We start from the raw sequence: 24,453 nt of genomic DNA, 5'->3' as shown, positions 1-24,453 counted from the left end.
AGGGCGCCGTACGGTGAGTTGACCGTACGACGCCCCTTGGCAAAGCTCACACCTTGAGGTACTTGCGCAACGCGAAGAAGGCGGCGAGCGCGGGCATCAGCAGCCCGATCAGCAGCACCAGCGGCAAGACCGCCGCCACCGAGTCCCAGCCGATGAAGTTGATCACCTGGATCTTCTCGGCCAGCCAGTTGTTGACCAGGATGTACTTGCCGCCGACGATCAGCACGCAGGCGAACACCGCCCCCAGCAGCCCCGCGATGGCGGCCTCCAGGATGAACGGCATCTGGATGTAGAAGCTGGACGCTCCCACCAGGCGCATGATCCCGGTCTCCCGCCTTCGGCTGAACGCCGACACCCGGACGGTGTTGACGATCAGCATCAGCGCAACGACGAGCATCAGCCCCATCACACACAGCGCGGCGATATTCATGCCGTTCAGGAGGTTGAACAGTGGCTCAACGGTGTCCCGTTGGTCCTGGACCTCCTGCACGCCGGGCCGCTCGGAGAACGCCGACTTGATGACCGTGTACTTCGTGGGGTCCTTGAGCTTGACCCGGAAGGACTCCGGAAGCTGGTCGGGCGTGACCAGTCCGGCGACGGGCGTGTCGCCGAACTGCTCCTTGTAGTGCTTGTATGCCTGGTCGCTGGATTCATACTGCACCGGCTTCTGCACGAGCGGCAGCCGGTTCAGCTCGGCCTTGATGTCGTCCTTCTGCTGCTGCGTGGCCGCACCCTTGGTGCAGTTGGTGCCGCTGCCGGCGTCGTTCTTGTTGCAGAAGAAGATGGAGACATTGACCTTGTCGTACCAATAGCCCTTCATCGTGCTGACCTGGTCGCGCATCAGCAACGAAGCGCCGAACAGGCCGAGCGAAAGGGCCACCGAAACGATGACGGCGAAGGTCATCGTGAGATTACGGCGGAGACCGACGCCGATCTCCGACAGGACGAACTGGGCGCGCATGGCGTCCTTTCAGTGCTGGTAGCCGTACACGCCGCGCGACTGGTCGCGTACGAGCCGGCCCTTCTCGAGTTCCATGACCCGCTTGCGCATCTGGTCGACGATCTGCTGGTCGTGGGTGGCCATGACCACCGTCGTACCGGTCCTGTTGATCCGGTCCAGCAGCTTCATGATGCCGACGGAGGTCTGCGGGTCGAGGTTTCCGGTGGGCTCGTCCGCGATGAGCAGCATCGGGCGGTTGACGAAGGCCCGCGCGATGGCGACGCGCTGTTGCTCACCACCGGAGAGTTCACCCGGCATACGGTCCTCTTTGCCGCCGAGGCCGACGAGTTCGAGGACCTCGGGCACCGTCTTGCGGATCTGGCCACGCGGCTTGCCGATGACCTCCAGCGCGAAGGCGACGTTCTGCCCCACCGTCTTGTTGGGGAGCAGGCGGAAGTCCTGGAAGACCGTGCCCACCTGGCGCCGCATCTGCGGCACCTTCCAGTTGGACAGCTTCGCGAGGTCCTTCCCCAGTACGTGCACGGCGCCATGGCTGGCGCGCTCCTCGCGAAGGAGCAGGCGCAGGAAGGTTGACTTACCGGAGCCCGAGGAACCCACCAGGAAGACGAACTCGCCGCGCTCGATCTCGAGCGAGACGTCCCTGAGCGCAGGGCGGTTCTGCTTCGGGTAGGTCTTGGAGACGTTGTCGAATCGGATCACTGATGCACCACGGTCGACCTGGATAGAGGGCACGGTATGCCGGGTTGCGGCTCCCGTCGGTGTGCGTGACCATACGCGAACCTCACACGGCGGCGCAGTCGCCGTCGGCGGTTGGTGCGTTTATTCACGGCACCTACGGGACAAAAGGAGCACAATCCCGCGGGGCGCGCCGTTCCGTCACGGACCTGGCACAGTGGTAGGGGGAACCAATGTGCCTTCCGGTGCGTTGGCGCAGTGGAGAAGGAGGTCGCATGACGTACGACCGATTGGTGTGCGCCAACTGCGCGGCCCCTGTGAGCGAGGGCCGCTGCCCGGTCTGCCGGGCCAGCAGGGAACGACTTCAGCACCAGACGGGCGGCATGTTCGCCCAGCTCAACCCCGTGATGCTGGTAGCGCTGCTGATCATTTTGATCGCGGTCGGGCTGCTCCTGCAGCAGACCGTCTGAGGCGGGCAGCGCAGACGCGGGTGAGCGCCGCCGTGTGCGGTGCGAGCACCCGGTACCTCACGTAGCGCAAGCGGACGCGCACTTTCCGTGCGTCGGGTGTATGCCCGGCCGGCACGCATCCGCATCGGGAGAACACCGGAGGGCCCGGGGCGCTGGCTGCGCTCCGGGCCCTCGTCGTGTACTGCGTCAGCGTCAGGCCGCGGCCGCGCCGCCGCCGCTCTTGTTGATGAAGCGGGGCATCAGGCGGAAGCCGACACCGCCGGCGATCATCGTCGCCGCGCCGATCAGCAGGAAGGTCGTGCCGGAGGAGCCGGTTTCGGCCAGCTCGCCGCCCTTGGCCTGCTGCTTCGCCTGACCGGGCGTGTCAGCGATCTGCTCCTTGCCCTCACCAGGCTGCTCGACGGGCTTGCTGCCCTCGTTGTCGGTGCCGGTGCCGGTGCTGTCGCCACCGGTGCTGTCGTCACCGCCGGTGCTGTCGTCGCCGCCCGTGCTGGCGTCGCCACCGGTGCTGGCGTCACCGCCGGTGGTCTCACCGCCGGTGCTGTCGTCGCCGCCCGTGGTCTCGCCACCGGTGGTCTCGCCGCCCGTGGTCTCACCACCGGTGGTCTCACCGCCGGTCGTCTCGCCACCGGTGCTGTCGTCACCGCCGATCTCACCGCCGGTGCTGTCGTCACCGCCGATCTCACCGCCGGTGCTGTCGTCACCGCCGATCTCGCCACCGGTGCTGTCGTCACCGCCGATCTCGCCGCCGATGCCGCCGTCGTCGCCGCCGGTGTCACCACCCGTGTCGCCGCCGGTGTCGCCACCGGAGTCGCCGCCACCGATGATGCCGCCGATGAGGCCGCCGATGATGCCCGTGTCGCCATCACCGTTGGGGCCCTGACCGGGACCTGCCGCCGAGGCGGCGCCGGCCGCGGTGAGCGACGCACCGGCCGCGATCACCGCGCCGGCTGCGATGCGCGCTACGCGCAGCCGCGTCTTCTTCGTCATGTGCTGCTACCCCCAGTAGCTGAACTCGTCAATGGAGCATCGCTGTACCGGGGCCACGGCCGATAGGGGGTACGCGAGTCACGGCCCCACACTCGGGCGGGCCACTCATCTCCCCGTTCATACACGCGCCCCAGACATACGCATGCCGCGCCCACCCTTCCCAGTTCCGCCAACATCGTCAAGGTCGAATAAAGTCTCGATGACCGAATTGCCAGAAGTTGGGCGGTACATGGACGTACGACTGTGACCAAACCGCCACATCAAAAAACAACTGCCCTCCGAGGAGAGGCAGTTGTCTGATGAGGCGTATGCGCCGAAAAGCGCTACTTCTCCTGCTGCTTGCGCCAGCGGATCCCGGCCTCCAGGAAGCCGTCGATGTCGCCGTCGAGCACGGAGGAGGGGTTGCCGACCTCGAACTCCGTCCGCAGGTCCTTGACCATCTGATAGGGGTGCAGGACGTACGAACGCATCTGGTTGCCCCAGGAGTTGCCGCCGTCGCCCTTGAGCGCGTCCATCTTCGCCTGCTCCTCCTGGCGGCGGCGCTCGAGGAGCTTGGCCTGGAGGACGTTCATCGCCGACGCCCTGTTCTGGATCTGCGAGCGCTCGTTCTGGCAGGAGACGACGATGCCGGTCGGAAGGTGCGTCAGACGGACCGCGGAGTCCGTGGTGTTGACGCCCTGGCCGCCGGGGCCGGAGGAGCGGTAGACGTCCACCCGCAGCTCGGACTCGTCGATCTCGATGTGGTCGGTCTTCTCGACGACCGGCAGCACCTCGACGCCCGCGAAGGACGTCTGGCGGCGGCCCTGGTTGTCGAACGGCGAGATGCGCACCAGGCGGTGGGTGCCCTGCTCGACCGAGAGGGTGCCGTAGGCGTAGGGGACCTGGACGGCGAAGGTGGTCGACTTGATGCCGGCCTCTTCGGCGTACGAGGTCTCGTACAGCTCGGTCTTGTAGCCGTGCCGCTCGGCCCAGCGCAGGTACATCCGCTGCAGCTTCTCGGCGAAGTCGGCGGCGTCCACACCGCCGGCCTCCGCGCGGATGTTCACCAGCGCCTCACGGGCGTCGTACTCGCCCGACAGGAGGGTGCGGACCTCCAGCTCGTCCACCGCCTTGCGCACGGACGTCAGCTCCGCCTCGGCCTCGGCGCGGGCGTCCTCGTCGCCCTCGTCCTCGGCCATCTCGAAGAGCAGCTCGAGGTCATCGACCCGGCCGCGCAGCTCCTCGGCGCGGCGCAGCTGGCCCTGGAGGTAGGACAGGCGGCTGGTGATCTTCTGCGCGCTCTCCGGGTCGTCCCACAGGGACGGTGCCGCGGCCTGCTCCTCGAGCACGGCGATATCGGCCCTCATCTTGTCGAGGTCCAGGACGGCCTCGATCGACCCCATGGTCGAGGAGAGGGACTTCAGCTCTTCGGATACATCGACGACTGCCACGCACCCAGCCTAACGGCTGACGCCGCCGTCGTGCCCCGGCCCCGTCGGGACGGCCCCGCCAAGGCCCGGCCGGGCCGCTGTCGCCCGCTGCCGGGCGGCCGCGGGCGCTGCCGCGGGCCCCTGGGGGCACGGCCCGGCAGGCGCGTTCAGGGGGCGTCGGGCTCCGACCTGTGGACGCCGGGCCCGGCGTCGCCCGGCTCGTCGTCACCGGAGGCCAGCCAGCCGCCGAGACCGGCCGCCACGACCACCGCGGCGGCGGCCGCGCCGAGCTTGATCCGCCGGCGGCGCACCGCCCGGTGCCGGGCCGAACCCGCCCGGCGCTCCCCGGCGGCCCTGGGGGTGCGGGCGGTGCCGTGCGCGCCGCCCGCCAGCTCGTCGGGGCCGGGGACCCGCATGCTCGTGTGGGTGTCCCGGTTGGAGTCCGGCGCCGCGCCCTGGACGAGCGGGACCGCGCCGCGGGTGGGGCCCGCCTCGGGGGACACCGTCGGGTAGAGCGCGTCCTCCCGCGGTGCGCCGCCGTCCTCCGCCCGCTCGTCCTCCTGGGATTCGCCGTCCGGCTCGTCGATGTCCAGCGGCGGGATCCCGGCGAGGTCGGGAAGCATCTCGCGCAGCCGGGCGGCCAGCTCCGGCGCGCGCAGCCGGGACGCGGGAGCCTTCGCCAGGCACTGGAGCAACAGCTGCCACAGCTCGTCGGGGATACCGGGCAGGGGCGCGACGCTCTCGGTGACATGGCGGCGCAGCACGGCTCCGGGGTGGCCGCCGCCGAAGGGCGTGAAGCCGGCGAGCAGCTCGTACAGGACGGTCGCCAGGGCGTAGACGTCGACGGACGCGCGCGGCGGCAGGCCCTCGATGATCTCCGGCGCGAGGTAGTCGGGGGTGCCGATGACCTTCGTCGAGCGAAGCGGGATGGGGGTCCCGCCGGCCGGCGGCTGCGCGAGGGTCCTGCGCGGCGAGTCGACGAGCCGGGCGATGCCGAAGTCGGTGAGCAGGGCGGGGTGCGCTCCGCCGGGGCCCAGCGCGCCCTGCATGTCCAGCAGGACGTTCTCGGGCTTGACGTCGCGGTGCACGATCCTGGCGGCGTGCGCGGCGGCCAGCGCGTCGGCGACGTCGGCGGCGATGGCGACCGCGGCCTCGGGGGCCATCCGGCGCTCGCGCTCCAGGCGGGTGCGCAGGTCGGTGCCCCGTACGAGGTCCATCACCAGCGCCAGGTCGTTGCCGTCGACGACGAGGTCGCGCACGCCGACGACGCGGGGGTGGTCCAGGCTCAGCAGCGCCGTACGCTCCTGCACGAAGCGGCCGACGAGCTCCTGGTCGGAGGCGAGATCCTCACGCAACAGCTTGATGGCCACGGCCCCTTCGGGGCCCTCGCCCAGCCATACCGTGCCGGCACTGCCGCGCCCCAGGATCTGGTGGGCGGTGTACCGGCTGCCGATCTTCCGTGCCAAGACTGCTCCGACGTGTCGGGCCCCCGAGCGTCCTGCGGGGGCTGAAGTTGGCGTCAAAGCTACGCGGGTACCGACGGGTTCAGTGCCCCGGACGGCGGCAACCTTCACTTCTGTTGAGGAAATCGCCCGCCGGAAGTCGACAAATCCACGAGGTCACGCACCGGGGCGGGGCTGCCGCCCCGGTGGGTGGGCGCTACTTGGAGAGGTTCTGCACGAAGTCCTCGACGGTGCGGAAGGCGTCCCCGATCTGGTCGAAGTAGCCCTTCGTCGTGCCGATCCACTCCTGAAGAGGAGTCAGTTCCCAGATCAGCCAGCTCGCCACGAACAGTATGAGCAGGGTGAACAGACAGCCCTTGAGACAACCCAGGCCCGGAATCCGCATCGGGTTGGCGCTGCGTTGACGCGGCTCGCGCCGGGGCCGGGGCTCCGGGGCGGGCGGGCGCTGCGGTTCGTAGCGCTGCGGCGGCGGCTCCTGGCGGCGCTGCGGTGCCTGCGGCTGCTGGGCGTACGGCGCGGGACCGCCGCCGTACTGCTGCCGGCCCTGCGGCGGCTGCTGCGGTGCGGGCCGGCGCTGGGGGCGGCGGCGCAGCGGGTCCTCGCTCGGGTCGAGGTACTGCACCTGGGTCTGCTCGCTGCGGTCCCGGGCGGCCCGCATCTGGGACTCCCAGGGGTGCGGCCCGTCGGGCTCCTGCGGTCCGCCGCCGGGCATGCCCTGGGGCATCGGCGGCACCGGCGGCATGGCGCGGGTCGGGTCGCCCTGGCCGTAGCCGGGGCCGCCGGTGGACGGCATGACGCTGGTCGCCGCGGCCGGGTCGTAGGAGCCGGCGTGGGACGGCAGTACCTGGGTGGCGTCGCCGCCGTCCGGGGCGCCCTCCGTCCCGGGCACCACGGCGGGGGCCGGGTCGGGCGCGAGCAGCGCGGCGACGCCGAGCGCCGCCTCGGCCTGGGCCGGGTTGGAGTGCACTCCGACGCCTGCCGCGACGGTGCGCAGGCCGCGGGCGAGGTTCTCGGCGCTGGGCCGCTCCTCCGGGCGCTTGCGCAGACAGCGCTCTATGACCGTCCACAGCGGCTCGGGGATGGTGCTGGGGCGGCGCGGCTCCTCGCTCAGGTGCCGGTGCAGCACTTCGAGTGCGGTCGCGCCGGCGAACGGCGGCCGGCCGGTGACCAGCTCGTACAGCAGGATGCCGGCGCCGTAGATGTCGACCGCGGAGGTCTGCGGACGGCCCTCGGCGGACTCCGGCGCCACGTAGGCGGGGGTCCCGACGAATTCGTGGGTGCGGGTCAGGCCCGGGGAGTCGGCGAGGCGCGCGATGCCGAAGTCGGTCAGCATCGGGTGCATCTCGCCGCTGCCGTTCGACCCGGCGAGCAGGACGTTGGCGGGCTTGAGGTCGCGGTGCACCACACCGTCGGCGTGGCTGGCCGCCAGCGCGTCGGCGATCTGCGCGGTCAGCAGGGAGGCCGCCACCGGGCTGAAGGGGCCGTTGTCGCGAAGGTAGCGGTGCAGGTCCGGGCCGTCGACCAGGTCCATCACCAGGGCGAGCAGATCGCCCTCGACGACGAGGTCACGGGTCCGGACGATGTTGGGGTGGGTGAGCCGCAGCAGGACGGAGCGCTCCCGCAGGAAGCGCATCACCACATCCGCGTCGTTCGCCAGCTCTTCCTTGAGGACCTTGATCGCGACGGTCTCGCCGGGCTCGCCGGCCACCGCGGCCTCGGCGCCCGCGGTCTCCCGCTGACGGGCACGCCAGACGGTGCCCGTGGCACCGCGTCCCAGCGGTTCCTCAAGCAGGTACTTGCTGCCTACCGGCCGCACGTCATGCGCTCCCTGGTCTTGGTGGTTCCTCTTGCCTGGCCCGCTGGGTCAGCACGCGGCCCGTCCGCCCACTGTAATGCCGTCGTACAAGCTCCTGGGCTCGCGACGGCGGCGGGGCTTGTGGGGAAGACGTGCCGAAGCCGCGAATGGTTGCCACCGGCGGTCGGCCGCAGGGGCGCGCGACCGCCTCGGCAGGGCCGACCCCTTCCGAAGTTGATCATTGCGATCGAAATCCGGCCGTTCACCGCGCGCAAGCAGGCACTTTTTCGGCCTTGGAAGACCAAACAAGATCACTCGTTGGCGGTCGGCGGGCGTGTTGTCAGCGGCAGGTGCGAGGATGCACCCAGCACGCATGCGGTGGGGCGCGCGGTCTTTGTCGCGACGTGCACTTGGGACTTGTACGTGCCGACGTGCTCGGGTGCGGTGGGGGAGTGAGCGCGGCCCCTGCCGGTTTTCCCGGCAGAAGGGACCGTTGACGGCGATGCAGATCCGGCTGACCGTCCTCGGGCCGCGCAGCGGCCACACCACCCGGGCCTGCGACGTGCTCGTGACGGCGCCCGCCGGAACCCCACTGGCCTCGGTGGCCGGCTCCCTCGCGGCGTCGGTGGCCGGCTCCGGCGCGGACGTCGGCGGCGGGGGCTCCGGGAGCTCCGGCGGCCCGGGCGGGACCGGCAGCAGCCCGGTCGTGCTGTACGCCGGGGCCGAGCGGCTCGACCTCCAGCGTGCCGCGATCGGCGAGCCGCCCCTGATCGACGGCGCGGTGCTCTCCCTCCAGGGCCCCGGCCCCGCCCCGGCGCACGGCCTGCCGCACGGCCAGGCCAGGCTGCGCGTCGTCTCCGGGCCCGACGCCGGCGGCGTCCATCTGCTGCACGGCGGCCAGATCCGCATCGGCCGCTCCGCCGACGCCGACGTCCCCCTCGACGACCCGGACGTCTCCCGGCTGCACTGCGCGGTGACCGTCGAGCCGGACGGCTCCGTGTACGTCGCCGACCTGCGCTCCACGAACGGCACCGCCGTCGACGGCACCGACCTCGGCGAACAGCCCGCCCCGCTGCGTCCCGGCACCCTGCTGCGCATCGGCGAGTCCGCCCTGCGCCTGCAGGCTTCCCCCGGCGCCCCCGACCCGGCCCTGGCCGCCACGCCCGACGGCGAGGGCCATCTGCGCATCACCCCGCAGGCGGCGGGGGCCGAGAGCCGGGCTCGGCACGGGGACCCGGGCGGGGCGCCTGACCCCGCGGGGCCACCGGGCTCGCGGGCCGATGGCGGTTCCGGCGCGTCGGTCCGGTGGCCCGAACCCGGTGGGACAGGGGCGTACGGCCCCGACGTCCCGGCGCAGGGGCGGACACGGAGCCAGGACAGCGGCACGCGGCACCCCGGCGCGGACCTCCCGGGCCACCCCGGCGACCTCACCGGGCCGGAATCCCGGCCAGGCGCGTACGACGCGTTCGGCACGCAGCCGGGCGGCTCCGGCGGCGGCCGGGAATCGGGCACCTTCCCGTCGCCCGCCCGGGCAGCGGGCGGACCGGTGCGGCAGGACACGCCGCTGCGCGGCACCACCGCGTGGGACGACGCGCAGCCGCCCGCCTCCCCCCGCGCCGGCGCCGGCGCGGACTTCCTGGACAGCCCTTCCACCGGCCGTCCCGCCCGGCGCCCCGAGGACGGCTCCGGAATCCCCCCGCGGCCCGGCCCCGCCGCTCGCGGATACGCCGCGCCCGGGTACGACGACCGCGGACACGACCACCCGGGCCACGACCACCACCGTTCCGGCCACCCTGCCCACGACCGGCAGGTGCCCGGCGGCCCCGATGCTCACCAGGAGTACGACGACAGCCCCGTGGCGGGCGCCGGACCCGGCACCCGCGGCACGCCCCTGCGCGGCACCCCCGCCGACGGCCTCGGCCCCGGGATCCGGGAGCGCGCCGAGGGCCTGCCCTCAGGCGCGCAGGAGCGGACGCACGGCGGACAGCAGGCCCTGGCCCCGACCGAGGCCCCGAGGGGTGCGCGACGCGGCGGGATCGGTGCCTGGGCGCGGCGGCTGGCCGGCGGCAGGTCCGCGGTGGACCGCCCCGCGGACTCCCCGGAGCGGACGGTGGACGCCGCCGCGGAGCACACCGCGTCGCCCCCGGCCGCCGCCTCCGACCACTCCGCGGCGGCCGGGCCCGCCGCCCACGAGCGATGGCCCGACGCCGCCGCGGTCCTGCTGACGGCGCTCGGCCCCGGACCGCGGCTCTGGGAGCGCGGCCCCGACCACGCCGACGTACTGACCGTCCGGCTGGGCACGGCCAGCGGCAGCGGCGGCCGGGCCGCCGTGCCCGTGACCGTCGATCTGCGCCGGGCGGGCGCCCTCGGCCTCGCCGGGCCGCGCGGACGGCTGGCCGGACTGACCCGCTCCGCGGTCGCCCAGCTCGCCGCCCTGCACTCCCCCGGCACCCTGGAGATCGTGCTGCTCAGCACGGACCGCTCGCGCAGCACCGAGGAGCGGGTGGCGGACTGGTCCTGGCTGGGCTGGCTCCCCCAGGTGCGGCCCGCACACGGCCAGGACTGCCGCCTGCTGCTGGCCTTCGACAAGGAGCAGGCGACGGCCCGTACGACCGAGCTGGTGCGCCGGCTGGACGACGGTCCGCTGGGCCCCGGATGGGCCAGCGCCGACCGCGCCGATGTGGCCTCGGCCGCCGCGGGCCACCAGGGCCCCTACACCGTCGTGATCGTCGACGGCGACCTCGGCTCCTCGGCACTGCGCGAGACGGCGGCCCGCCTCGCGGCGGGCGGTCCCGCGGCCGGTATCCACCTCATCTGCCTGGCGGAGACCCCCGCCGCGTCCCCCGTCTTCCCGCTGGCCGCGACGTACGAAGCGGCCCGCGTGGCGTCGCCCGCGTTCGGCGAGTGCGGGGCGGTGGCGGTGCTCAGCGGCGATGTCGCCACGGCACTGCGCGTCGTCCAGCCGGGCTCCGGGCCCAACGGCACGGTCGCGACCGTGGACGCGGTCTCCGGTGCCTGGGCCGAGCGGTTCGCCCGCGCGCTGGCGCCGCTGCGCGAGGCCGACGCGACGGCCACCGTCGGCGGACGCACGGTGCATCGCGCCGCCGTCCCGCTGCCCGACTCCTCCCGGCTGCTGGACGAGCTGGGGCTGGCCCGCGCGACCCCCGCCTCGCTGATGGCCCGCTGGGCAGCCGCGACGGACACCGACCGGCAGGGCGCCGCCGCGGTCCTCGGCACCGGCCCGCACGGCCCGCTCTCCGCCGACCTCGCCGCCGACGGCTCCCATCTGCTCGTGGAGGGCACGGCGGCCACCGGCAAGACCGAGCTGCTGCGCTCGCTCGCCGCCTCGCTCGCCGCCGCGGACCGCCCGGATCTGCTGTCGATGGTGCTGGTGGACGGCAGCAGCGAACGCGGCGAGGGGCTCCGGGTGTGCACCGACCTGCCGCATGTCACGACGTATCTCGCCGCCTCGGACCCGGTCCGGATGCGGGAGTTCGCGCAGGCGCTGTCCTCGGAGCTGAAGCGGCGCGCCGAGATACTGGCCGGGACGCCGTTCGCGGAGTGGCGCGCCAAGCATCTGCCGGCGCCCCGGATCATCGCCCCGCGCCGTACGACCGAGGGCACGACCGGCAGCGCCGCCGGTGAGCCGGACCCGTCCACGACGGGGACGCTGCGGCTGCGGGCGCGCAGCGGTGCGCCGGTGGCGGACGGCGGGGCGGCGACGCCGATGCCGCGGCTGTTCGTGCTGGTCGACGACTTCGACGAGCTGGTGTCCCCGGCTCTGGGCAGCACCGGCCGGCCGGCCGCCGGTTCGGTGGTGCGGGCCCTGGAGGCGGTCGCCCGGGAGGGAGCCGCGCTCGGCGTGCATCTGATCGCCACGACCGGCCATCCGGACCGTACGGCCGACACCGCGACCTCCGCCCACGCCGGTCTGCGGGTGCGGCTGGGAGCCTCCGGCGATCCGTCCGACCCGGTCCCGCCCGGCCGGGGACGGCTGCACCGCGCGGAGGACGGCTCCTCCACGCCGTTCCAGGCGGGCCGGGTCACCGGGCGGATACCCAGGACCTCGACCCTGCGGCCGACGGTCGTGCCGCTGGAGTGGCAGCGGATGGGAGATCCCCCGGCCCGGCGCCCGCTGCGCGAGCTGGGCAACGGCCCGACCGATCTGGCGCTGCTGGCCAGCGCGTTGCAGCGGGCCGCGCAGTCCTCCGAGGCGCCGTCCGCCCCGCCCCTGGTGTGAGCCGTGGGCGGGCCGGGGGTGTCCGGGGGACGTCTTCGCACCATCCGCCCCGCCGCCCCCATCACCCGTAACAGCCCGATCACAAAAGGCCAGTTGGCGCGGGAGACGGTATTGCGGCCCGGGTGATCAGGGCGTAGGACTGTCGCACACCACAGCTGCACAGCACGGCACCACGGCACCACTCAGGGCACGGCGCGAACAGCACGACGCGAACGGCACGGGCAGGGACGCCGCGGCACGACGTGACACGGCTCCCTCCGCACCCGGCACGGCAGGCGCGGCGGAAAAGGGGCTGACGGGGATGCGCACACGACTCGACCGCACGGCCGCACACGGCACGCAGGCGCGAAGGGGCGGCGGCACACACGGCCGGACGCCGGCGGGACGGAAGCGCGCCACGTCCGCCCTCGCGGCCACCGCGGTGCTCGCCCTCGCGCTGTCGGCCTGCGGCGGGGGCGGCGGGGAGAAGAGCGAGGGCGGCAAGGGCGGCAGCACCGCCCCGACCGTGTCGCTGCCCAAGCTCGACGGCCAGAAGCTCCAGGTCACGGCGGTCTGGACGGGTGCCGAGCGGGAGAACTTCGTCAAGGTGCTCGACGAGTTCGAAAAGCGCACCGGCGCCACCGTCGACTTCGTACCCAGCGGTGACGACATGGCCGGCTTCGTCGGATCCAAGATCGCCGGTGGCGGCCAGCCGGACATCGCGATGCTCCAACAGGTGGGCGTGCTCAACGAGTTCGCGGCGAAGGACTGGCTCAAGCCGCTCGGTCCTGCGGCCAAGGCGCAGCTCACCAAGAACTACACCAAGGGCTGGCAGGACCTCGGCGCCCACAAGGGCACGCAGTACGGCGTCTACTTCAAGGCCAGCAACAAGTCGCTGGTCTGGTACAACGCCAAGGCGTTCGACAACGCCGGCGCGCAGGAGCCGAAGACCTGGCAGGACTTCCTCAAGACCGCGCAGACCCTCTCCGAGTCGGGCGTCGAGCCGGTCTCGGTCGGCGGCTCGGACGGCTGGACGCTGACCGACTGGTTCGAGAACATCTACCTCTCGCAGGCGGGCCCGGAGAAGTACGACCAGCTGGCCCAGCACAAGATCAAGTGGACCGACGCCTCGGTCAAGGAGGCGCTGACCACGCTCGGCGGGTTGTTCGGCCGCAAGGACCTGCTCGCCGGCGGCAACGCGGGCGCGCTGCAGACGGACTTCCCGACGTCGGTGACCCAGACCTTCAGCGGCGGCGACGCCCCCAAGGCCGCGATGGTCTCGTCGGCGGACTTCGCCGCCGCCAACATCAGCCAGACCAAGGCCGCGATCGGCACCGACGCCAAGGTCTTCCCGTTCCCCGCGGTGGGCGCCAAGTCCCCCGTGGTGACCGGCGGCGATGTGGCGGTGGCGCTCAAGGACGGCAAGGCGGCGCAGGCGCTGCTGACGTTCCTGGCCTCGACGGACGCGGCCAAGATCTGGGCGCAGGCCGGCGGATTCATCTCGCCCAACAAGGAGTTGGACCGGGCGGCGTACGCCAACGACGTGATGCGTGAGATCGCCGAGGCGCTGATCGCGGCGGGCAACGACTTCCGCTTCGACATGTCCGACCAGGCGCCCGCGGGGTTCGGCGGCAAGCCGGGGCAGGGCGAGTGGAAGGACCTCCAGGACTTCCTCAAGAGCCCGAAGGACGTCGCGGGCACCCAGGCGCAGTTGGAGAAGGACGCCGCCAAGTCGTTCGGGCACTGACGCCGACCGCCTCGACCGGGACCGGGGGACCGTCACGATGAGCGACGTACGCACCAGCACCGAGCGGGCCGACGGCACGGCGGGCGGACCGCCGGCCACCGGCGGTCCGGGCCGCACCGGCAGGAAACGCCGACGGCTGACGGGTACCCGCCCCTGGATCGCGGCGGCCTTCCTGCTGCCCGCGCTGCTGCTGCTCGGCGCGCTGGTGGTCTATCCCATCGTCTTCTCCGTCCAGCGCAGCCTGTTCGACGCGTCCGGTGACGGCTTCGTGGGGCTGGACAACTACGGCGAGATGTTCTCGGACGAGGGCATCCGCACGGCCCTGCGCAACAACGTCATCTGGGTCGTGGTCGCGCCGACGGTCTCCACCGCGCTGGGGCTGATCTTCGCGGTGCTGACCGAGCGGATCAGCTGGGGCACGGCCTTCAAGCTGGTCGTCTTCATGCCGATGGCGATCTCGATGCTGGCGGCCGGGATCATCTTCCGGCTGGTCTACGACCAGGATCCCGAGCGCGGGGTCGCCAACGCGGTGTGGGTCGGTGTGCACGACACGTTCGCCGATCCGGCACCGTTCCCCGGCGCCAAGCCGCGGCCCAACGCGGATCTGCGCCCGTCCGGGGGCGGCGCGTTCACGACGAGGTCGGCGGTGGCCGCCGCGTCGCCGGCGAATGTGCCGCTGGTCGCCGTGCAGCCCGACGAGGTGCGCGGAGCGCAGCGGGCGGTCGCCGCCACCGCCCGGCCGGGCAAGGTGACCGGCACCGTCTGGCTGGACTTCACGCGCGGGGGCGGCGGGCGCGTCGACGCCATCGACCCGGGCGAGAAGGCGCTGGCCGGGATCACGGTCGAGGCGGTCCGCGACGGCAAGGTGGTCGCGTCGGCGACCACGGCGGCGGACGGGACGTACGCGCTGCCCGCCGACCGGGCCGACGGCGCCCGGCTGCGGCTGCCCGCCGCGAACTTCGCGGAGGCATACCGCGGCATCAACTGGCTCGGCCCCGCGCTGGTCACCCCGGCCATCATCGGCAGCTACGTGTGGATGTGGGCGGGCTTCGCGATGGTGCTGATCGCGGCGGGTCTGGCGGCGGTGCCGCGGGAGTTGCTGGAGGCGGCGCGGGTGGACGGCGCGGGCGAGTGGCAGGTCTTCCGCCGCGTGACGGTGCCGCTGCTGGCGCCGGTGCTGGTGGTCGTGCTGGTCACGCTCATGATCAACGTGCTGAAGATCTTCGACCTGGTCTACATCATCGCGCCGGGCTCCAGCATCAGGTCCGCCAACGTGCTCGCCCTCCAGCTGTTCCAGTCGTCGTTCGGCACGGACGTCGACGAGGGCCTGGGCAGCGCGATCGCCGTCTTCCTGCTGCTGCTCGTGCTGCCGGTGATGTACGTCAATCTCCGCCGCATACGGAAGGAGCGCCGCCGATGACCACCGTGGACGGTCCCGTACGGGCCAAGCAGTCGATGGCCGCGCGGCTGGCGGCCCGCACCGGCGGCGGCGCGCTGCGGATCTTCCTGGTCCTCGTCGCCCTCTTCTGGCTGATGCCCACCATCGGGCTGCTGATCTCGTCGCTGCGCAGCCCGCAGCAGATCGCCGAGTCCGGGTGGTGGCAGGTCTTCCGGGCCCCGGCGCAGATCACCTGGGACAACTACAGTCAGCTGCTGTCCAACGACAAGGTCATGGGCTCGCTGCTGACCACCGCGGCGATCACGGTGCCGGCGACGGTGCTGGTCGTCGTCATCGGGTCGCTGGCCGGCTATGCCTTCGCGTGGCTGGACTTCCCCGGCCGCGACACCTGGTTCATGGTCGTCGTCGGGCTGCTGGTCGTCCCGGTCCAGGTGGCGCTGATCCCGGTGGCGAAGCTGTTCGGCGCGGTCGGGCTCTTCGAGACGACGGCCGGGGTGATCCTCTTCCATACGGCCTTCGGCCTGCCGTTCGCGGTGTTCCTGCTGCGCAATTTCTTCGCGGAGATACCCCGGGAGCTGCTGGAGGCCGCCCGGCTGGACGGGGCGGGCGAACTGCGGCTGTTCACCCGGGTGGTGATGCCGCTGGGCGGCCCCGCCATCGCGTCCCTGGGGATCTTCCAGTTCCTGTGGGTGTGGAACGACATGCTGATCGCGCTGATCTTCGCGGACAGCGGCAGCCCGCCGATCACCGTCGCCCTCCAGCAGGAGGTGCGGCAGTTCGGCAACAACATCGACGTCCTGGCACCCGGCGCGTTCGTGTCGATGGTGGTGCCGCTGATCGTCTTCTTCGCCTTCCAGCGCCAGTTCGTCTCGGGCGTGATGGCGGGCGCGGTGAAGTAGCAGGAACGGTGAAGCAGCGCGCCACCGACGCCGGTCCGCGCGCCATCTTCCGTTCATTTCCGTCCGCCTACGATGACGGCCGATGACGGTCACGCCGTGCACCGCGTGGTGCGAGCGGCATGCGCCGGGGCAGCCGCGTGCGCGCACACCCCGCCCGTGCCGAGCGGTGGCGCCCCGGGCGCCCTCCGGTCCCGCGCGCCGCGGCAACGCCACGGCATCCGGCCGTATCGGCAGCAGCACCCGGCGGACACATCCGCGGCGCAGCATCGCCGCCACATATCGCACCGCACACCTGCGCGTCGCCCCTCGCCCTGGATTCCCGACCGTCTGGAGACGGACCGCACATGACTGCCCTCACCGCAGACCACAGTGCCGAACAACTCCCGCGACCCACTCGACTGTCCGAGGTCAAAGGCTGGTTCTTCACCGCTGACCAGCTGCTTTTCGACTGGTTCCTGGCGCACCAGCAGGACCGGGCCCTGTCGGGCGACCTGCTCGAACTGGGCGCGTACATGGGCAAGAGCGCGATCTTCCTCGGTGCGCGGCTGCGCTCCGGCGAGCGCTTCACGGTCTGTGACCTCTTCGACTCCCCCGCCGAGGACGTCTCCAACTCCCGGGAGATGAAGAAGTCCTACGCGACCCTGACCCGCCGCGCGTTCGAAGCCAACTACCTCGCGTTCCACGACGCGTTGCCCACCATCGTGCAGGGCCTGAGCTCCGTCGTCCGGGAGCATGTGGCGGACGGTTCGGTGCGCTTCGCCCACATCGACGCCTCGCATCTGTACGAGCACGTCCACGGCGACATCCTGGCGGTCCGCGAGCTGCTGACCGGCCAGGGCATCGTCGTCCTGGACGACTTCCGCGCCGAGCACTGCCCCGGCGTGGCCGCGGCCACCTGGCAGGCCGTGGCGAACGAGGGCCTGCGCCCGGTCTGCATCACCGGCACGAAGTTCTACGGCACGTGGGGCGACCCGGAGCCGCTGCAGACGGCCCTGCTGGCGTGGATCGACTCCCGCGAGGACATCTGGCACGAGGTGCAGCAGGTCAACGGCGCCCCGCTGATCCGGCTGAGCGCCAAGGGCGCCAAGGACCCCGCCCAGCCGGTCTCCCGTCACGCCTCGCCGCTCCGCCCGCGCGCGGCGGAGAACCGGGCGCCGGCGGCGTCCGCGGCCCGCGTGGTCCCCCGCCCCCGGCCCGGCACACTGCGCCGCGTCGCGCTGAACGTGCTGCCGCCGGTCCTCACCAAGGCGGTCGTCGCCGCCCGCCGCAGGGCCCGCGCGGCATCCCGCTAGGCCGGACGCCGCGCGACGGGCCGTGCCGTGCCGGCGCCTCTCAGAGCGGCACCTGCCCCACCAGCACGAACGCGTTTCCGCGCAGCAGCTTCCCGGCCGGGCGCGGCAGCGGCGAGGAGTAGGTGCGCCGGACGGCCAGGCCCGCGGATTCGGCGAAGGCGCGCAGCAGCGGGAAGTCGGTGAAGCGGACCGCGGCGGGGGTCGCCCGGTGGCCTGCTTCCTGCGGGGTGATCAGCACGATCCCGCCGCCCGGCCGTACATACGGCACATAGGCCCGCAGCAGGCCCTCGACCTGCTCGTCGTCCAGGCGGTCCAGGACGTGCGCGCACAGCAGCGTGTCGAAGGCGCCGGGCCGGGCGTGCGGGCTCGCGAGGAACGCGTCGGCGGTATAGGCGCTCAGACCGCGGGCCCGGCACCGCGCCACGTCCTCCGGGTCGTGGTCCACGCCGACGCTGCCGGACGCGCAGCCCGCCAGGGCGTCGCCGGCGCCGCAGCCGATGTCGAGGACCCGGCCCCGGCCGATCCGCCGCAAGTGCCTGCGGTACGGGGGCCGGACGGGCCCGGTACGCGGCGGGCCGGAGCGCCCGGGGGCGGGCAGCCGCGCGGTCGAGGCGTGCGGTGCGGTGCCGGCGAGGGGGGCGCCGGTGCCCGGCGCGGCGGCCGGGTCGCCGCCGGGCCCGGTGGCCTCGGGGCTGTCGGTGGCGGCGGAGCTGTCGGTACGGCCGGACATCGGGTCGCGGTCACCTTTCCCTCGGGGTACGGCGCAACGGCGCCGGGACGACACCCAACGGGTCTACGGCATCGGGCAGGCCCGGCCCGCACGGCGCGCCGGTCCACCCCGCACGACTCCCCGGCCCGGCGGCGCACCGGCCGCCCGGCGCCCGCCCCGCTGCCACCTCATACGCCCGCGCCCAGCAGGCGCACGCCCTCCTCGGCGACGCGTGGGGTCGGTGCCATGGTGCGCTCCGACGCCGGGAGCAGCGGCAGCAGTTCGTCGTCACCGAGCAGCACCCGGCGCACCACCCGCTCGGCGGCCTGCCCGTCGTCGTACGGGCAGAACCGCTCCCGGAACGCGGCCCGCATCCTTGCCGCGTGCGGGCCGTCCCAACGGCCGGAGCGGAAGGTGTCGGCGACGGCGTTCTCGTCGTCGGCGACCGGGCCGGGGGTGTCGCCCGGCTCGCCGGAGAGCAGGTCGACATAGACGCCGCGGGCGCGCCGGAAGGTCTCCCAGTCGGCGGAGTGGACCACGATCGGCCGGTCCAGGCAGGCGTAGTCGAACACCAGGGACGAGAAGTCGCAGAGCAGTGCGTCGGAGGCCAGGCACAGCTCCTCGACGCAGGGGTGGCGGGAGACGTCGAGGATCGCGCCGGTGTCCCGGAGGGCCGCGGGCCCGGCGTCCGGGCCGTACAACGGGTGGGTACGGACGAGGAGTTGGTATCCCGCCCCGAGGTCGCGGCTGAGCCGCTCCGGGTCGAGCGGCGGGGTGCCGTCGCGCAGGTAGTCGCGGTGGGTGGGGGCGTAGAGGACGGCGGTGGTGCCGGGGAGGATGCCGAGCCGGGCGCGCAGGGCGCGGATGTCGTCGGCGGTGGCGGTGAAGTAGGCGTCGTTGCGCGGATGTCCGGTGGGCAGCGTCTCGTAGCCGCTGGGGCAGGCCCGCTCCCGGACCTCGCTGGAGTGCGGGTTCGCGCTGAGGCTGTAGTCCCACTGGTCCGCGTGGTCCAGCAGCCGGGTGAAGCTGACGCCGGCCGCGGCAGCCGGGTAGCGGCGCAGATCCATGCCCATGGCCTTCAGGGGCGTCCCGTGGTGGGTCTGGAGGAAGATCTGCTCCGGCCGCTTGTGGAACGGCCGGCCGAAGTCCGCGTCGTGCACGAGGTACTTGGCGCGGGCCAGCACCTCCCAGTAGCGCCGGGAGCCGGCCACGACATGGTCGACCCCGGCCGGCACCTCGCCCCGGTCGCGGGCGTTCACCGCCCAGACGCCGTGCAGATGGGGCGCGATCTCCCGGGCCTTGCGGTAGACCGCGGCGGGGCTGCCGTGCACACCGCGGTTGCCGCCCGCGCCGTAGAGCACGAGGTTGTCGTCCAGCGGGCGGCGCAGCTGGAGCCGGTAGTAGCGCTCGGACGCGGTACGGGCGGCGGCCTCGCGGCGGGTGCGCAGCTGCTCGGCCGCACCGCGGCGCAGCGCGTCGGCGCCGCGCAGCGAACGGTAGCCGCCGTACGAGCCGAGCCCTGCGGGCAGCGGCACGCCCGACGGGCGGTGCCGGCGCAGGGTGCCGGCCGCGGCGCGGTGGAAGTCGGCACGGTCGGCCGGCGGGACGCGGGCGCCGTCCGCGAGGATCGCCAGGAGGTGGCGGGCGGCTCGGTCGTAGAGCGCGGGGGCCAGGACGGCCGCGTCCGGGTGCCGGGCGACGCGGTGCAGAAGGTCGTCGTAGCGGTCCACGGCGACGAGGTGGTGCCGGCCGGGGGTGGTCGAGGCGCTGCCGCGGCGGCGCCGGCGCCAGGTGACGCAGACGCGGTCCAGGGCCGCGATGCGCTCGGCGTCCAGCAGCATGCCGAAGGCGACCGGGAGATCCTCGTAGGGGCCGTCGGCGAACGCCAGGGCCTGCGCGCGCCAGACGTCGCGGCGTACGGCGCGGTTCCAGGCGGCGGGCAGCACCCCGAGCACCGCGGGGCGTTCCGCGGCGGTGAAGACGTCGGTGCGGGACGCGGCGGAGCCGGGGGCGTGCGCGGCGCTCGGTACGGCCGCCCTGGGCGCCGGCGTGGTGTGCGCCGTCGCGCGCGCCAGGAACTCCCCGTCGCCGCTGGGCCGTACCCGCTCCCAGACGTCCGTGCGCGCGTGGTCCCAGAGCAGGACGTCCGGGCCGCCGGTGGCGCGCAGCCGCTTGTCGACGGCGGCCAGCGCGTCCGGTGCGAGGGTGTCGTCGCCGTCGAGGAAGAGCAGGTAGTCGCCGCGCGCGCGGGCCGCCCCGGCGTTGCGGGCGGGCCCCGCGCCGCCGGGCCGCGCCAGATGCAGCGCGACCACCCGCGGATCACGGCCGGCGTACTCGTCGATGATGCCCCCGCCCTCGTCCGCCGAGCAGTCGTCGACCGCGATCAACTCCAGGTCGCCGAAGGGCTGGTCGAGGACGGAACTGAGGCAGCCGCGGAGGAATCCCTGCACGCTGCGGGCGGGGACGATGACGCTGAAGCGGGGCATGGCCATCCCGTGAATCGAGACACTCAGACAGTGGACGGACACCGAGGGTAACGATGCGGATACGGAGTGTCGATCATCCGCCTCACCCTTTCAGCGCAGATCCGGTGACCGGGTCGCCGACCGGCGAGTTGAACGCCCCGTCCCGTGTCTCACCTGTCCGGAAAGGCTTGGTCCGCGCATGAAGCCTCGGCTCACGGTTGTCGTACCGGTCCCTCGCACCGAGGGGTCCGAGCGGAATATGGAGGAGTGCCTGGAGTCGGTGGCGGCCCAGACACTGACCGCGCTGGATGTGGTGCTGGTGGACGCCGGACCGGCGGAGGAGGCCACCGGTCACGGATCCGCCGAGAGCGCGCCCGCCGCCCTCGCCCGCCGCTTCACCGAGCGGGACCCGCGGTTCCGCATCGTCCGCGGCGCCGCGCACGGCTCCTGTGGCCCCGGCGCCGCGCGCAACGCCGGCGCCCGGCACGCCTATCCGGACACCGGCCATCTCGCCTTCCTCGACGCCGACGACGTGCTGCTGCCGCGCGCGTACGAGGACCTCGTCGGCCTGCTGGACAGGTCAGGCGCGGACTTCGCGACCGGCAACGTCTACCGGCTCGGCGCGGCCGGCCGCAGCCAGTCCCGGCACCATCCGGCCGGCCGGGACACCGTGCTGCGCACCCACATCACCGACGATCTCACCCTGCTGTCCGACCACTTCGCCCGCAACAAGGTCTTCCGGCGGGCCTTCTGGGACCGGCACGGCCTCGCCTTTCCCGACGGCGAGCGGTGCGAGGACGCGGCCGTGACGCTGCCCGCCCACTTCCTCGCCGACGCGGTCGACGTGCTGCACGAGCACGTCTGCTACTGGCGCCTGCCGGACGGGCCCGGCCGCCACCGGGCGCCGGACGCCCGGTCGGTCCGGGACCGGTTCGCGGCGGTGGCGGCCGTCCGCGCCCTTCTCACCGATCCGGCCCGCAGCCGCTGGTCGGCACATCTGCCGGACTTCGACCGGGCGGTGCTCACCGACGAGTTGCCCGGCCTCATCGAGGCGCTGCCGGCCGCCTCGGCGGAGTGCAGGACCGTTTTCCTGGAGTGCGCCCGCGACTTCCTCGCCCGTGTCGACCCCCAGCTCTTCCCCGCGCTGCCGGTGGAGCTGCGGATGCGCTGGTATCTGGTCCGCGCCGGACGGCTCGCGGACCTGCTGACGCTGCTCGCGCACGAGGCACGCAACCCCGGCGGCTTCGCGATCACCGGACCGCCGCTGCGCAAACGTGCGGTGCTGCCGCTCACGCCGCCGCTCGCCCTGCCGCCGGGCGTGACCAGGCTGGAGCGTACGGACTTCCCCGTACGCGCCCGGGTCCTGGAGGCGGTGTGGCGGAACGGGACGCTGCTGCTGCGCGGCTACGCCTATATCCGCAACCTGGAGGCCGCCACCCGGCACGGCTACCTCAGGACGGCCGTGGTCTCCCAGGGGCGTCGCCGGATCCTGCTGCCGCTGCGGCCGGTGGCGATGCCGCAGGCCACCGCCGACTCCGGTCAGGAACAGCACTGTTACGACTGGTCGGGCTTCGAGCTGGCCCTCGACCCGCGCCGGCTGCGCAAGGCCGGCCGCTGGGAGGAGGGCGACTGGAGCGTCGGTGTGCTGCTGGCCTCGGCCGGCGTGGTGCGGGCCGCCGGGCTGTGCGCACCGGACACCGGCTCGGGCGCCGAGCCGCTCGGCCACGAGGTCGTGCCGTTCGCCGAGGCGGCGTCCGACCCGGGAGGTGCAGACGCAGGAGAGGACGGTGGGGCAGGCGAGCGGGCCGGCCGGGAGGCGCAGACGCCGCACGGCACGGCCACCGCATCCGGTGCGTACGCCGTGCGGGTCACCCCCCGGTACGCGGACGGGCGGCTGCGGCTGTCCGTCGAGCGCCGGTCGCACCGGCTGGCCGGTCACCACGCGGCGGCGGCCGGCGCCCTGGACCTGACCGTCATCACCCCCGGCCCGGCCCCGGCCGCCCTGCGCCTGACGCACCGGGGAACCGGCACGGTGGTGTCCTTCCCGGTGGAGAACGCCGAGGCGTCGGGGAGCGGGGACGACGCCCCGTCCGGCCCCCGGCGGCTCACCGTCCGCATCCGCCTCGACACCGTCGCCGACGCGCGGCCCACCAGGGACGGCGCTCCCCGGGCGATCCCGCCCGCACACACCGAGAGCTGGGCGGCGGAGCTGGTCCTGGCCGACGGCGGCACCGAACCCCTCGCCTGCGCACCGGACCTCCCACCCGTCGCCCACCCCCTCTCGCACGGCCGGGAACTGGTCGTGGCGGCGACCCCGGGCGGGGATCTCGTCCTGCACGACCGCACCCCGCAGCCGTTCCTGGACCGCGTCTTCTGGCGCGCCGACGGCACCCTGCTGGTGGCGGGCCCCCTGCCGGACGCCGCGCCGCACACCACCGAGCTGGTGCTGCGGCACGCCGCGCACGCCACCGAGACGGCCTTCCCCACCACCCATGACGGCAGCCGCTTCCACTGCGCGCTGCCGTTGGGCGCGCTGCCCTCGCTGGCCGGTCCTGTGCCGCTGCGGGAGGGCCGCTGGACGCTGCATCTGCGCGAGCAGGGCGCGGCCGGCACGCTACTGGACGCCCCGGTGCGCTTCCTGCCCGCCGTCTTCGACGGGCTGCCGGCAACCCGCACCGTCCGCGGCAAGCCGCTCGTCCTCGACCGGCACCGGCACGACGAGGCGTTCGTCTCGGCCGGGCCCGCGCTGCCGGCCGTCGACCGCGGCCCCTACCGCCGCCGGGTGCTGCGCGAACAGCACTATCCGCTGCACCGCACCCGCCCCCTGCGCGAGTCCGTCCTCTACAGCAGCTTCGGCGGACGCGCGTACGGGGACTCCCCGCGCGCCGTGCACGAGGAACTGCTGCGCAGGGGAGCTGAGGTGGAGCACCTGTGGGCGGTACGCGACGCCCAGACCCCCGTACCGGGCGACGCCCGCGCGGTGGTGGTGGGCAGTGCCGCCTGGCACGGCGCGCTGGCGCACAGCCGCTGGGTCGTCACCAACACCCACCTGCCGGCGTGGTTCACCCGGCGGGAGGGCCAGACGGTCGTCCAGACCTGGCACGGCACCCCGCTCAAGCGGATCGGCGCCGACCTGGCCGGCACGCTCTGCGCCGGACTGGCCCATCTGGCACCCCGGGCACGGCCGGAACGGCAGTGGAGCGTGCTGCTGTCACCCAACGCGCACAGCACACCGGTGCTGCGCTCCGCGCTCGGCTACTCCGGCGAGCTGCTGGAGTCGGGCCTGCCGCGCACCGACGCGCTGGTGCACCCCGAGCGGGACCGCGCGGCCGCCGCGGTCCGCGCGCACCTCGGCATCCCGCAGGACAAGAAGGTCGTGCTGTACGCGCCGACGCCGCGGGACCATCTGGCATACGACGCCCGCCACCACCGCCTGCATCTGCCGCTCGACCTGACGGCCGCCCGGCGGGCGCTGGAGGCGGATCACGTGCTGCTGGTCCGCGGCCACCCGCTGGTCGCCGACCGGCTGCCGGCCCACCACGCGCCGTTCGCCGTGGACGTCTCCACGCACCCGGATGCCACCGAGCTGCTGCTGGCCGCCGATGTCCTGGTGACCGACTACTCCTCGCTCGCCGCCGACTTCGCCAACACCGGCCGCCCGATGCTCTTCCTGACCCCCGACCTGCCGCACTACCGCGACACCCTGCGCGGCTTCACCCTCGACTTCGAGGCCCGCGTGCCCGGCCCGCTGCTCACCTCGACGGAGGAACTCGTCGACGCCCTGGGCGATCTGGACGCCATCGCCCGGGCCGGGGCGGACGCCTATGCGGACTTCCGCCAGGCGTTCTGCCACCGCGACGACGGCGGCGCGGCGGGCCGGGTCGCCGACCTGCTGGCGGAGTGACGCGCGACGCCCGGACCCGTGCCGGGCCCGTCCGCGGCGACCGGGCCGCGGCAAGT

The 24,453-nt window shown here is 73.6% G+C and carries 15 protein-coding genes; 7 read left to right on the top strand and 8 right to left on the bottom strand.

Going from position 1 to position 24,453, the window contains the following annotated elements; all coding sequences use genetic code 11:
• Nucleotides 1-46 precede the first annotated feature (46 nt).
• Together ftsX and ftsE are read right to left on the bottom strand one after the other, a co-directional pair.
• The gene (gene ftsX, locus QOM21_RS22560; protein ID WP_393897346.1) at nt 47-961 is read right to left on the bottom strand and encodes a permease-like cell division protein FtsX; all 915 of its coding nucleotides are present in this window, start codon (nt 959-961) and stop codon (nt 47-49) included.
• 9 nt (nt 962-970) lie between these two features.
• Nucleotides 971-1,660, bottom strand: coding sequence for a cell division ATP-binding protein FtsE (gene ftsE, locus QOM21_RS22555; RefSeq protein WP_030069385.1), 690 nt, complete (start codon nt 1,658-1,660; stop codon nt 971-973).
• A gap of 251 nt (nt 1,661-1,911) precedes the next feature.
• Between ftsE and QOM21_RS22550 the strand changes: the two genes are divergently transcribed.
• On the top strand, nt 1,912-2,106 hold the full coding sequence (locus QOM21_RS22550) for a hypothetical protein (protein ID WP_407552673.1): 195 nt from the start codon (nt 1,912-1,914) through the stop codon (nt 2,104-2,106).
• A 192-nt stretch (nt 2,107-2,298) separates the two neighbouring features.
• On the opposite strand, the gene QOM21_RS22545 is transcribed toward QOM21_RS22550, so the two are convergent.
• The 4 genes from QOM21_RS22545 to QOM21_RS22530 all read right to left on the bottom strand — a co-directional run bounded on the left by QOM21_RS22545 (nt 2,299) and on the right by QOM21_RS22530 (nt 7,784).
• Nucleotides 2,299-3,096 (bottom strand): hypothetical protein, encoded by a 798-nt coding sequence (locus tag QOM21_RS22545; RefSeq protein ID WP_407552671.1) that lies wholly within the window; start codon nt 3,094-3,096, stop codon nt 2,299-2,301.
• Between the two features lie 323 nt (nt 3,097-3,419).
• Nucleotides 3,420-4,526: a peptide chain release factor 2 gene (gene prfB, locus QOM21_RS22540; protein WP_407552669.1), complete on the bottom strand. Its 1,107-nt coding sequence runs from the start codon at nt 4,524-4,526 to the stop codon at nt 3,420-3,422.
• A 146-nt stretch (nt 4,527-4,672) separates the two neighbouring features.
• Nucleotides 4,673-5,971, bottom strand: coding sequence for a serine/threonine-protein kinase (locus tag QOM21_RS22535; protein ID WP_407552667.1), 1,299 nt, complete (start codon nt 5,969-5,971; stop codon nt 4,673-4,675).
• Nucleotides 5,972-6,164: 193 nt separating this feature from the next.
• The gene (locus QOM21_RS22530) at nt 6,165-7,784 is read right to left on the bottom strand and encodes a protein kinase domain-containing protein (protein ID WP_407552665.1); all 1,620 of its coding nucleotides are present in this window, start codon (nt 7,782-7,784) and stop codon (nt 6,165-6,167) included.
• Nucleotides 7,785-8,265: 481 nt separating this feature from the next.
• On the opposite strand from QOM21_RS22530, the gene QOM21_RS22525 reads away from it, so the two are divergent.
• From QOM21_RS22525 to QOM21_RS22505, 5 genes are all read left to right on the top strand, one after another.
• Entirely contained in the window at nt 8,266-12,003 is a 3,738-nt protein-coding gene (locus tag QOM21_RS22525) for an FtsK/SpoIIIE domain-containing protein (protein WP_407555765.1), read from the top strand.
• Between the two features lie 301 nt (nt 12,004-12,304).
• On the top strand, nt 12,305-13,729 hold the full coding sequence (locus tag QOM21_RS22520) for an ABC transporter substrate-binding protein (protein WP_407552663.1): 1,425 nt from the start codon (nt 12,305-12,307) through the stop codon (nt 13,727-13,729).
• Between the two features lie 37 nt (nt 13,730-13,766).
• A complete protein-coding gene (locus tag QOM21_RS22515) occupies nt 13,767-15,149 on the top strand; it encodes an ABC transporter permease subunit (protein WP_407552661.1) in 1,383 nt (460 codons plus the stop codon).
• Nucleotides 15,146-16,027 (top strand): carbohydrate ABC transporter permease, encoded by an 882-nt coding sequence (locus QOM21_RS22510; protein WP_407552659.1) that lies wholly within the window; start codon nt 15,146-15,148, stop codon nt 16,025-16,027. Before QOM21_RS22515 ends, QOM21_RS22510 begins: the two co-directional genes overlap by 4 nt.
• 344 nt (nt 16,028-16,371) lie before the next feature.
• Nucleotides 16,372-17,319: a class I SAM-dependent methyltransferase gene (locus QOM21_RS22505; RefSeq protein ID WP_407552657.1), complete on the top strand. Its 948-nt coding sequence runs from the start codon at nt 16,372-16,374 to the stop codon at nt 17,317-17,319.
• 40 nt (nt 17,320-17,359) lie between these two features.
• Here the strand turns inward: QOM21_RS22505 and QOM21_RS22500 are convergent, their stop codons facing one another.
• Together QOM21_RS22500 and QOM21_RS22495 are read right to left on the bottom strand one after the other, a co-directional pair.
• A complete protein-coding gene (locus QOM21_RS22500; RefSeq protein ID WP_407552656.1) occupies nt 17,360-18,049 on the bottom strand; it encodes a class I SAM-dependent methyltransferase in 690 nt (229 codons plus the stop codon).
• A 167-nt stretch (nt 18,050-18,216) separates the two neighbouring features.
• Entirely contained in the window at nt 18,217-20,520 is a 2,304-nt protein-coding gene (locus QOM21_RS22495; protein ID WP_407552654.1) for a CDP-glycerol glycerophosphotransferase family protein, read from the bottom strand.
• Nucleotides 20,521-20,692: 172 nt separating this feature from the next.
• Between QOM21_RS22495 and QOM21_RS22490 the strand changes: the two genes are divergently transcribed.
• Entirely contained in the window at nt 20,693-24,397 is a 3,705-nt protein-coding gene (locus tag QOM21_RS22490; protein ID WP_407552652.1) for a CDP-glycerol glycerophosphotransferase family protein, read from the top strand.
• The last annotated feature ends 56 nt before the right edge of the window (nt 24,398-24,453 follow it).

Origin of the sequence: Streptomyces sp. Pv4-95, assembly GCF_045782725.1 — a bacterium.
GTDB lineage: Bacteria > Actinomycetota > Actinomycetes > Streptomycetales > Streptomycetaceae > Streptomyces.
This window is presented reverse-complemented; position numbering and strand designations above follow the sequence as displayed.